The sequence below is a fragment of the Dialister sp. UBA1703 genome (assembly GCA_002320515.1).
Lineage (GTDB): Bacteria > Bacillota > Negativicutes > Veillonellales > Dialisteraceae > Dialister.
In genome coordinates, this window is the sequence record DCJJ01000039.1 from 1 (window position 1) to 10724 (window position 10724).

Sequence of the window (10724 nt, forward strand, 5' to 3'; positions counted from 1 at the left end):
ATGAATGAATCAGTGCTTCCTTAAATACCCTCTGACAAAAGAGCAGGACTCACCTCCTGCTCTTTCGTCATTCCTTTATGAAAATTTTAAAAATAGTTAAATCCACCAGACCACCTATCCGCTATAATACGAACATAGGGAAAGCCCATTTCCACAGGAAACAGGATAAAATATCAAAGTCCCTTTTCTGTGTTATAATATACATTGGCATACAGCCTGACCTGGAGGATTATTATGATATCTATTGTGACGCCTGTCTATAATGAAGAAGGCAACGTGGTTTACTTTCATGACGAAGTGACCCGGGTCATGAAAGACCTGGCCATGGACTATGAAATCATCTATGTAAATGATGGCTCCCGGGACAGAACCGACGAGCTCATTCACGAACTGGCCAGCCGCGACCCCCATGTGCGGGCCCTCACCTTTGCCCGGAACTTCGGCCACCAGATCGCCATTACCTGCGGCATGGACTTTGCCGGAGGGGACGCGGTGATTACCATGGACGGAGACATGCAGCACCCGCCGGCCCTCATACCCAAACTCATTGAAAAATGGCAGGAAGGCTATGACATCGTGCAGACCATCCGCACCGCTACCGAAGACGCAGGCCCTTTGAAAAAACTCACCTCCACCGGCTACTATGCGGTGATTAACTCCATTTCCACCACCCGGGTGGTGCCGGGAGGTTCGGATTTCCGTCTCATGGACAGAAAGGCGCTGGACACCTTCCGGAAATTCCGGGAGCACAGCCGCTTCATCCGGGGCATTGTAGGAGGCCTTGGATTCAAGCAGGCAGCCATCGAATTTGAAGCGCCTGCCCGCCATGCCGGCGTTTCCAAATTTTCCATGAAAAAAATGCTTCATTTTGCCATGGACGGCATTATTACCAACTCCACCATCCCCTTACGGATTTCCTTTTATATCGGCCTTCTGGCCGCCTTTGCAGGATTCCTGCTGATTCTCCACGTGCTCTACTGCGTCATCGCCGGACAGGCGGTGCCCGGCTGGGCCACCATGACCATCCTCATTTCCATCTTCGGAAGTTTGAACCTCATGTGCCTTGGGATTCTTGGAGAATACATAGGCCATGTATTCGAGGAAACGAGGAACCGCCCCCTGTACTGGCTCTCCGACGATACCGCCGCCCATCCCGATAACCCCTATCGTCAAACCCACGAAAAGGGAAATCCCCTTTGATTCCCCTTATTTCCAATTTCACAAGGCAGCAGGCAGCGGGATTTCCCGCTTCTTTGCAGTGAAATGCCGGCTGCCGGGAAGGATACAGTTATGAGTAATACCCCTTTTTTTGAAAGCGAACTTTTTGCAGAGCTGAAAGAAGACCTGACCCAGTCGTCCCGTTTCACCGCCACCTACCGCATTGTGGCTCCGGACTACGAAGAAGCCAAGAAGCTGGCCTTCGGCATCTGCGTAGAACAGACGGTGGAATGCCCCTACGAACTGGTGGAAGGCACCTCCATAGGAGACTCCATCGTCGGCCAGATCGAAGATCTGAAGAAAGCAGAACCCGGCGCCTACTACGCCACCATTTCCTATGACCCAACGGCTGTGGGAAATGAAATGGCCGAACTGATTAATATGCTCTTTGGAAATACAAGCCTCCAGCCGGGCATCAAGCTCATGTCCTTTGACCTGCCGGAATCCATGTATGACAACTACCCCGGCCCCCGCTTCGGCCGCACCGGCATCCGCGACCTCTGCGGCGTGCCAAGGGGCCCCATCCTTATGAGTGCCATCAAGCCGCTGGGCAGAAGCCCCAAAGAACTGGGGAAAATGGTGTACGACCTGGCCATGGGCGGCTGCCCCATCATTAAAGACGACCACAGCCTTATGAACCAGGACTACGCCCCCTTCGAAGAAAGGGTGCTCCAGTGCGTCATGGCCCTTGCCGACGCCAAAGAAAAAAACGGTAAAAAGAGCATGTACATTGCCAACTGCACCGCCGACGGCCTCCAGTTCCTGGACCGGGCCTACAAAGCTAAGGAAATCGGTGCCGACGGCATTATGGCAGCCCCTGCCATCACCGGCTTCACCCTGATCCGCGACCTGGCCAGGGATCCGGACTTCAACCTCCCCATCTTCCTCCACCCCTGCTTCTCAGGGCCCCAGGTTCTCTCCAAAGACTCCGGCATCTCCCCCTTCTGCTACTACGGCCAGCTCTCCCGCCTCTCCGGCGCCGACGCCGTCATCTTCACCAGCTTCGGCGGCCGCTTCTCCTTCTCCCAGGACGTCTGCACCAGGATCTGCGACGGCACCAGCGAAAAAATGGCCTATCTCCGCTCCATCTTCCCCATCCCCTCCGGCGGTATGAGATGGCAGCTCTTCAAAGACATGTACAAGACCTACGGTGCCGATACCATTTTCCTCGTAGGCGGCGCCCTGCAGACCGAAGGTCCGAATCTTACGGAAAATGTAAAATTCTTCCTGCAGAAACTGGAAGAAGCGCAGCATTAAAAAAAGATAATAAAAATGGGACTGTGAAAAAATGATTTACATTTTTTCACAGCCCCATTTTTTATTGCCATAAATGCTCCTCTCCTATACAAGTAATTATATCAGGAAAGCACTCATAGTGTCCCCACAATGCCGCTGCAATCTTTGCCCCTTGAGGGGCCACAGGGTGTACAGGGAGAACCGTAGGCAAATGATACTGCCACGCCCTAACCGCCTGCAGAAGGCCGGTTATTGAATGATTCCACCCGCTCCTGATTCCAACAGATTATGCCAAAGTGGTTTTCACGACATGACTCTTCATATCTTTCTTTTCTTCCTTCACTTCCCATTTCTTCTTGTCCACTTCATTCCGCCAGCGGAGTACGGCAGCAATGACGAAGGCCAGGGCCAGCATGGCTGCGAAAAGGTGAAGGGTGGCTGCATAGCCTCCGGTATTTTCCTTCATGAAAGCCAGGATGAGGGGGCCTGCCACGCCGGCAATGCCCCAGGCGGTCAAGATGGAGCCGTGAATGGAGGAAAGCTGCTTTACGCCGAAAATATCGGAAAGATAGGCAGGCATGCAGGAGAATCCGCCGCCGTAGCAGCTGATGATGAGGAGCACCAGGGCCTGGAAAATGAGGCCTTCCGTAGTCATGGAGAGCTGGTAGAACGCCCATACTTCCAAAGCAAAGAAGACCATGTAGGTAATGCCCCGGCCTATCCAGTCGGAAATGGTGGACCAGACGATACGGCCGCCGCCGTTCACAATGCCGATAATGCCTACCAGGGAAGCCGCCTCTACCGGTGTCATGCCGATGACTTCCTGGGCCATGGGGGAAGCCACTGCCAGAAGCCCGATGCCGCAGGTAATGTTAGTAAAGAAAATCCACCACAGTGCGTACCATTTCCAGGTATGCATCGCTTCTTTCCTTGTCATCTGAGGACCTACCACGGTGCGTTTTTTACCCATGGCCGCTTCCCTGCGGAGCACTTCTTCCAGCATAACCGGGATTTCACCCTTCTTCGGCGGGCGAAGATAGGATGCGGACAGGGAAATAATCACCGCATAGGCAATGCCCAGAATGAGGAAATTGGCGGTAAGGCCGTAGGTATCGGTGAGGAAGCGCATGAGAGGGCCTGCCACCAGCGCCGCAAAGCCGAATCCCATAATAGCCAGGCCCGTAGCAAAGCCGCGGTGTTCAGGGAACCATTTCACCAGAGTGGATACTGGGGTAATGTAGCCGGTGCCAAGGCCTATGCCGCCGATCATGCCGTAAAAGATATAAAGAAGCAGGGACGACTGCAGGTGCACCGCCAGTGCCGTGCCCAGAAGGCCGGTGCCGAAGAAGGCCGCCGACACCAGACCGGACCGGGCCGGACCCATCCGTTCCACCACGCCGCCCAGGAAGCCGGCGGACAGTCCCAGAAACAGAATGGCAATAGAAAAGGCCCAGGTGGTTTCCGAAAGGGAAAGACCCATAGCCGCCATGACCGGCTTCGTCAGTACACTCCATGCATACACACTGCCGATGCAGATGTGGATGCCCACAGCCGCAAGGGCGATAAGCCAGCGATTTTTCTTTTTCATAAGAAATCCCTCCATAAGCATAATGCAATGAAGGGAAACCGGAGACGCAAAGACCGTCTGAGTAGGTTTCCCTGCCCAGACGGTCGGCTGATTCAGAAAATACCGGTCCACGTGGTCATTTCCACATTCATCCGTCAGTTCCGGTACCTCTTTCGTTTGTGCCTACAGGATAGCACGGAAACGAAACCATGTCAAGGATTTTCTATATGGATTTGAGTGGGCTGGTGGGCTGGTGGGCTGGTGTACTAGTGTACTAGTGAGCTGGTAGGCTGGTGGGACAGTGGGATAGTGAGACAGTGGGACAGTAGGACAGTGAGACAGTGAGACCGCTGTCCGCTGACCGCTGGTGTGCCGGACTGTATTCCCGGATGCCGGTAAGAAGCTCATAATGCAGGGGGCCGTGAAAAAATGATTGAACATCTTTTCACGGCCCCGACCGCCTGCGGCGGCCTCCCCCCTTCCACCACTACGTGGTCCCCCCACCCCCGAGTGCGGGGGTGGGCAAGTTTATGGAGGAAAAAGGAACCGCGTCACTACATCCCTTGCCCACCCCTGTTTCAGGGGTGGGTGGCGAGCGCAGCGAGCCGGAAGGGGTCAGCTGCCTACGGCAGCTAATAAAATATGGGCTGTGAAAAAATGATTTATATTTTTTCACAGCCCCTCCGCCATAGCGGTGAAGATAGGCCTTTGTGCAGCAAAGGCGCCGCACGAGCGGCAATTCACAACAACCCTCCGGGCAGGCGCCGTCAAGCACAAGAACTCTTTCCGCCCCCCTGAGCGGCAGAGAGCACAACCCTTCTACACAGCCTGCGGCGCCGGCCGCAGCCCCTTTTCCCCGTCGGGAATACCGCCTCCCGCCGGTATCTCTATAGTCAAACCTTCACCAGCCTTGCCCTGAAGGCGATATCCCTGGTGGTCTCCATTTTCTCAAAGCGGATGCGGTAGGAATTGTTCTTTTCATCCACTGCCTCAATGGTGCCTTCGCCGAAAACCGTATGGCGCACCCTTTCTCCCACCTGGAAGTGATCCGTTTCCCTGTCATCCTTCAGGTAGGCGCCGGTTCTTTCCACATAGGCCTTTCCCGCCTTCCACAGGGCTTCATTCACCGGCGGATCAAAGCGGAGGTATTCCCTGTCTATGTCCAGGATGAAGCGGGAAGGGAAACGGGGCGTGCCGTCCAGATTTGTCCCTTCCGCTTCCGTCAGGTAGAGAAGGTCTTCCGCCCTCGTCATGGCTACGAAGGCAAGGCGTCTTTCTTCTTCCATCCCCCTTTTCGTCCTGGTCTTCCGGGACGGGAATATGCCTTCATTCATGCCGCAGAGGAAAACCACCGGAAATTCCAGCCCCTTGGCGGTGTGCACTGTCATGAGGCGGACAGAATCATTTCCCGGCGTGCGGTCCATATTGGAAAAGAGGGCTGCCTGTTCCAGGTAGTCAGCAATGGATGTTTCCTCTCCCGCCGACGCTTCATACTCAAAAATGGACTGCTTCAGCTCCGCCAGGTCGTCCAGCCTTTCCTGGCTCCCTTCGGTACGGAGCATTTCCTCATAGCCGCTTTCGTCCAGAATGGCGGAAAGCACCTCGGACACCGGCTTTCCCTGGCTGTCTTTGGCAAAATACTCGATAAGCTCTATGAAATCCGCTGCTTTCGTCTTTTTGAAAAGAGGATCTTCCAGATTCAGCTTCAATGCTTCATAGAGGCTTATGTGCTCTTCCTCCGCCTTTTGGGTCAGGAAATCCATGCGGCGCTTTCCTATATTTCTTTTCGGCTTATTTACAATGCGCCGGAAAGCCATATCATCTTTGTAGGCAATCATGCGGAGATAGCAGAGGGCATCCTTGATTTCCATGCGGTCGAAAAACTGGGCGCCGCTGTAAATGGTGTAGGGAATATCTGCCTTCAGCAGCGCTTCCTCCAGATTCCGGGTGACGTAATGGGCCCGGTACAGGATGGCCATGTCGCTGTATTTCCTCCCCGATTCATGGAGCTTTTTGATTTCCAATGCCGCCGCTTTCGCCTCTTCCCCTCCATTGGCGGCGGGCATACAGGTCACCATGTGCCCCTTTTCCCTATGGGAAACCAAATCCTTGGGAATGCGGTTTTCATTCCTGCTGATAAGGGAATTGGCAGCGTTCAGGATTTCCGGCGTGGAACGGTAATTATCATTCATCATGATGGTTTTCACATCCGGAAATTCCCGGTCAAAGTGCAAAAGATAGCGCACATCGGCGCCGCGCCAGGTGTAAATGGTCTGGTCCGGATCCCCTACGATGAAAAGATTGTGGTGATAGCCGCAGAGGGCCTTCATGAGCTTATACTGGAGCGGGTCAATGTCCTGAAATTCATCGATCATGATATACTCCAGCCGCTTCTGCCACTTCAGCCGGATGTCCTCATTTTCCTCAAAAATGTAAAGGGTAAACTTAATGAGGTCATTGTAGTCCAGGGCAAAGCATTTCTTTTCCTGGTACAGGTAGCCGTAGAAAATGATGTCTTCCACCGTAAGGGCCTGGTGGTACTTTTCATACAGAAGGGACAGGGGCATGGCAATCATATCTTTATAATACTCCGGCTGCCACAGGCACTTCTTCATTTCAATCATATCCCGGGCCTTATTGAAGGGCATGTCCCGGAGCGTAAGTCCCCGCTCCTCATAAATCATCTGCAGCATATCATCAATGTCCGAATTGTCGATGACCAGGAAATTTTTCGGATAGGACACTGCATAGCTGTCCTCCTGCAGCACCGATACGCAGAACCCGTGGAAGGTATTGATATAGCCCGTATCATTGTCCCCGGTCAGGCTATGAATACGCCGTGCCATCTCCCGGGCCGACTTGTTTGTAAAAGTGACGCAGAGAATATGGCCGGGAAGAATGCCCAGCTCATTCACCAGATACGCAAACCGATAAGAAAGAGCCCGCGTCTTCCCGGATCCCGCACCTGCAATGACCCGTACATACCCCTCTGTGGAAGTGACTGCTTCCTTCTGCTTCTCATTCAGCTCATTCCATAAAGTATCCATAGCTGTCCTCCGAACTTATATTCTAAAAGTATTATACAATAGGAAGGACTGGATGAAAAGGGTTCATCCGTTAAAAGGGGCGCGGCTTCGCCGCGGAGCATTACGGGACTGACTTCTCACCGGATGACATCATCCTGAACGAAGCAAAGAATCTCATTACCTTCCGTAAGTGACTCATACGATAGTAACTGCCGTTCAGCGAGAAGGCTCCACTGAACAGCGGACAACGGATAGCTGGTTTCTCCTGCCCCTTGAGCGAAGCGATGCACAGCGAACATGATTTGAAGGAGCGCCAGCGACGCACAAATCATAGTGAGTCGTTTCCCCTGTGGGGACACAACCCTTTTATGCAACCTGCGGCGTCAGCCGCGCCCCTTATCAGCATACGGGAATGCCGCCACTTGCTTCCAATGACTCCATCCTACTGCCACACAATGCAGACAATGCCTGCCAGTGTAAGCACCACCCCTGCCAGCTGGCGGAGCTTCAGTTTTTCCTTATAGAAAAGGGCGCCTGCTGCCATGAGGGCCGCCACAATAAGGCTGTTGGTCAGGATGAAGGATGTCTGCACTGTCCAGCCGGCCCGGTACATATACACCACCCCCAGCTCAATGCCTACGATGGAAAAGCCCAGCCCCAGGGCCGAAGGGTTCCAGGAGAAAATTTCCTTCTTTCGGTTCTCCCCTTGAGGCGCCAGAAAGAAATAGAGGATAAAGGACGCAAAAGAGGCGGAAAGATAGGTCAGCACCAGCGCTGTCAAAGGATGGATGCCGGTGGAGATCTCCTTTACCCCCACCTGGTAGGCAGTGCTGCAGAATACGATAAGCCCGATGGGCCACCAGAATTTCATAGGTCACCTCACGATACAGAACATACCTGCCGCAGCCAGCAGCACCCCCAGGTACTGCATGCCCCGCAGGGATTCGCCATACATCACATGGCCCACCACAAGGAGGGCCACAATGGCCAGGGCGGTGTATACAAGAAATCCGATATTCATGGGCCAGCCCACCCGGTACATATAAATGGAGCCCACCTCCAGCCCTGTAATGGAAAGGCCCACCAGGAGGGCTGCCGGATGGGGCGGGAAAATTTCCTGAAGGATATGGCCTTCCGGTACCATGATTTCAAAAAGAAGGGCGCAGAGAAAAGCACTCACCAGGTACGTCATCCCCAGTGCCGCCAGCGGACTTCTGTGGGAAGAAAGTTTTCTCGCACAGACCTGGTAGAAAACGTCTGCAAAAACTACAAGAAGTACAGGCCACCACAGGGCAAATAAATGATTCATAAGTCCTCACTGATATAAAAAAGGTGCTTCCTTCATTTCTCCCGGCCTGCGGGCCGTACCTGCGGAAATGAAGAAAACACCTGGATGTTTCCAAGTCCGCCCCACCCGGTGGCGGAGCAGTATGTATGTATTATAGCATAATCAGGGCCGCTCTGCGGCCCCGGGTTCACTGCCCTTTGGGCAATGAAGGTTCTGAAGTTTAACGGGCCTTCCGGCCCGAAGGTTTTTAAGTTTGGCACAGCCTATGACGATGGGGCTGCGGATTGCCGCTGACGCGGCGCCTTTGCTACGCAAAGGCCTATCCTCACCGCTATCGCGGAGCTCCTTCCAAAGGAAGGAGCCTGCTTTACGTGCTCTTTCCCACCTCCCACTCATCATCCTGAGCGCCAGCGAAGGATCTCGGTATTGTTTACAGTGACTCATCTCCAAGAAAGCGGACAGCCAACAACTGATAGCAGCTTCAACCAGCTCATCAGCTCACCAGCTCACTAGCCCACTAGTACACTAGCCCGCCAGCTCACTCCTCCTCCAGTTTCCTGAAGAATTCACTGACCGCTTCCAGTCCATTCGCCAGTTTTTCTCCGTCATGGCCGTAGCCTACGCGGAAGGAGGAAGGTTCTTCGAAGCAGTCTCCCGGCACGGCGAAGGCGCCGGTTTCATGGTACATACGATGGCAGAAAAGGGAGGAAGGCATGTCCAGGTCATAATACACCAGGGCCATGGTGCCTGCCTTTGGTTTGACGAAGGATACGTGCTTTTCTCCTTCCACCCATCTTTCCAGGACAGGCAGGTTATGGCGAAGGATGGCACGGTTTCTCTCCAGTATTTTCTCCTTATGATGAAGGGCCAGGGCGGCCACCGATTCATCGAAAAGACTGCAGCTCACCAGGTCATAGTCCCTCACCCGCCGGAACTGGGAGAGGGCCGCCTTGTCCCTTGTGGCCAGCCACCCCAGCCGAAGGCCTGCCAGGGAGAAGGCCTTGGACATGGAGCCGGTGGCAATGCCCTTTTCATACAGGTCTGCCACCGAAGGACAGCTGTCTTCTTCCTTCTGGGAAACGCCGGCATACACTTCGTCACAGAAAAGGTAGGCTCCTGCATTTCTCGCGATGTCCACGATTTCTTCCATCATGTCTTTGGGAATGATGGAGCCGGTGGGGTTATTGGGGTTGTTGAGGCAGATCATGCGCACACCCCGCCGGGCCGCCTGCTTAAGTTCCTCCAGATCCGGCAGATAGCCCTTTTCCTTTTTCAGATGAAGCACCGTCACCTGGGCTCCCAGGGACCGGGGCGCCGAATAGAACTGCTGGTAGCTGGGGGCATAGGCAATGACCCGGTCCCCGGGGCGGATGAGGGAAAAGAAGATATGCTGGTTGCCGCCGGTGGCGCCATGTTCCGTCAGGATTTCATCAGGGGAAATATGTTCATAGAGATGAGAAATTTCCTCCTTCAGCTTCCTGTCCCCCCAGATGGGGCCATAGGTCTGTTCCCTTTTGAAAAAGGTTTCCATGAAATCCTGCTTATCTTCCCCGGAAAGGGTGAAAAGTTCATCCAGGGTAAGAGGCTTGGCACAGGTATCGGTAATATTGTACTTTGCCCCTTCCTCGTACCTGTCCATCCAGTCTTCTACGCCAAACTGCTCAACGATCATATGCTTCTCCCTTTCCTTTTATTCCCAGTTCTTGCACACATCCACCCATCCCCTGGACCGGGATGCTTTTTCCAGCTCCTCCAGAGTCAGCTTCACGGCGCTGTGGTCCGTGCCTGCCGCCGGATACACGATGTCGAAACGTTTCATGGACACATCCAGGTACACCGGCACCGTGTCAGGCAGATCAAAGGGGCAGACTCCTCCGGGCCGGTGGCCGATATACTTTTCGCAGTCTGCGCCTGGAATCATTTTTGCCTTCTTATGGAAGGTTTCCTTGAATTTATGGTTATCCACCCGGGCATCACCGGCTACCACCACGATAAGGGGTGTGTCGTCCAGAAGGAAGGACATGGTCTTGGCAATCCGCGCTTCCTCCGTTCCAAGCGCCTGGGCCGCCAGTGCCACGGTGGCGCTGGAATCCTTCAAATCAATGCACCGGTCAGCAAGGCCGAAGGGTGCCAGATAGTTTTTTACTCTTTCAAAGGACATAAAAAAGTCTCCATTACTACACTGTAATCTTCTCATAATGTATTACTATACCACGAAGGGAGAGCCCTTTTCAATGAAAAGGGGCTGTGAAAAAATGTCGAAATGACACCACTGCCACTCCACCTCACTGTCATTTCGACCGCAGCGCAGTGGAGTGGAGAAATCCCACGCCCTAAGGAAGCACTGATTAATTCGCAGAATCGAATTTCATATGAATTTTTATCCAAT

The 10724-nt window shown here is 53.7% G+C and carries 8 protein-coding genes and 1 riboswitch; of the genes, 2 read left to right on the top strand and 6 right to left on the bottom strand.

From position 1 onward, the window contains the following. Positions 1-234 precede the first annotated feature (234 nt). Positions 235-1200: a glycosyltransferase family 2 protein gene (locus B2Y11_RS01885; protein ID WP_288269267.1), complete on the top strand. Its 966-nt coding sequence runs from the start codon at positions 235-237 to the stop codon at positions 1198-1200. A gap of 90 nt (positions 1201-1290) precedes the next feature. Next, positions 1291-2475: a RuBisCO large subunit C-terminal-like domain-containing protein gene (locus B2Y11_RS01890; protein ID WP_291055444.1), complete on the top strand. Its 1185-nt coding sequence runs from the start codon at positions 1291-1293 to the stop codon at positions 2473-2475. Positions 2476-2740: 265 nt separating this feature from the next. On the opposite strand, the gene B2Y11_RS01895 is transcribed toward B2Y11_RS01890, so the two are convergent. The 6 genes from B2Y11_RS01895 to B2Y11_RS01920 all read right to left on the bottom strand — a co-directional run bounded on the left by B2Y11_RS01895 (position 2741) and on the right by B2Y11_RS01920 (position 10496). Continuing rightward, positions 2741-4042, bottom strand: coding sequence for an L-lactate MFS transporter (locus B2Y11_RS01895; RefSeq protein WP_291055447.1), 1302 nt, complete (start codon positions 4040-4042; stop codon positions 2741-2743). 66 nt (positions 4043-4108) lie between these two features. After that, a riboswitch (ZMP/ZTP riboswitch) is annotated at positions 4109-4194 on the bottom strand. Between the two features lie 720 nt (positions 4195-4914). Next, positions 4915-7068 (bottom strand): ATP-dependent helicase, encoded by a 2154-nt coding sequence (locus B2Y11_RS01900; protein ID WP_291055450.1) that lies wholly within the window; start codon positions 7066-7068, stop codon positions 4915-4917. 421 nt (positions 7069-7489) lie between these two features. Beyond that, the gene (locus tag B2Y11_RS01905) at positions 7490-7918 is read right to left on the bottom strand and encodes an EamA family transporter (protein ID WP_288269263.1); all 429 of its coding nucleotides are present in this window, start codon (positions 7916-7918) and stop codon (positions 7490-7492) included. 3 nt (positions 7919-7921) lie between these two features. Then, the gene (locus B2Y11_RS01910) at positions 7922-8356 is read right to left on the bottom strand and encodes a hypothetical protein (RefSeq protein ID WP_288269262.1); all 435 of its coding nucleotides are present in this window, start codon (positions 8354-8356) and stop codon (positions 7922-7924) included. Between the two features lie 517 nt (positions 8357-8873). After that, on the bottom strand, positions 8874-10007 hold the full coding sequence (locus tag B2Y11_RS01915; RefSeq protein WP_291055454.1) for an aminotransferase: 1134 nt from the start codon (positions 10005-10007) through the stop codon (positions 8874-8876). An 18-nt stretch (positions 10008-10025) separates the two neighbouring features. Continuing rightward, complete coding sequence (locus B2Y11_RS01920) at positions 10026-10496, bottom strand: YbaK/EbsC family protein (RefSeq protein WP_288269260.1); 471 nt, start codon at positions 10494-10496, stop codon at positions 10026-10028. Between the last annotated feature and the right edge of the window lie 228 nt (positions 10497-10724).

What these genes read in the sequence shown, in the direction of transcription:
- B2Y11_RS01915 (WP_291055454.1), bottom strand. Translation starts at nt 10,007, where the DNA reads ATGATCGTTGAGCAGTTTGGCGTAGAAGACTGGATGGACAGGTACGAG.
- B2Y11_RS01905 (WP_288269263.1), bottom strand. Translation starts at nt 7,918, where the DNA reads ATGAAATTCTGGTGGCCCATCGGGCTTATCGTATTCTGCAGCACTGCC.
- B2Y11_RS01920 (WP_288269260.1), bottom strand. Translation starts at nt 10,496, where the DNA reads ATGTCCTTTGAAAGAGTAAAAAACTATCTGGCACCCTTCGGCCTTGCT.
- B2Y11_RS01910 (WP_288269262.1), bottom strand. Translation starts at nt 8,356, where the DNA reads ATGAATCATTTATTTGCCCTGTGGTGGCCTGTACTTCTTGTAGTTTTT.
- B2Y11_RS01890 (WP_291055444.1), top strand. Translation starts at nt 1,291, where the DNA reads ATGAGTAATACCCCTTTTTTTGAAAGCGAACTTTTTGCAGAGCTGAAA.
- B2Y11_RS01885 (WP_288269267.1), top strand. Translation starts at nt 235, where the DNA reads ATGATATCTATTGTGACGCCTGTCTATAATGAAGAAGGCAACGTGGTT.
- B2Y11_RS01900 (WP_291055450.1), bottom strand. Translation starts at nt 7,068, where the DNA reads ATGGATACTTTATGGAATGAGCTGAATGAGAAGCAGAAGGAAGCAGTC.
- B2Y11_RS01895 (WP_291055447.1), bottom strand. Translation starts at nt 4,042, where the DNA reads ATGAAAAAGAAAAATCGCTGGCTTATCGCCCTTGCGGCTGTGGGCATC.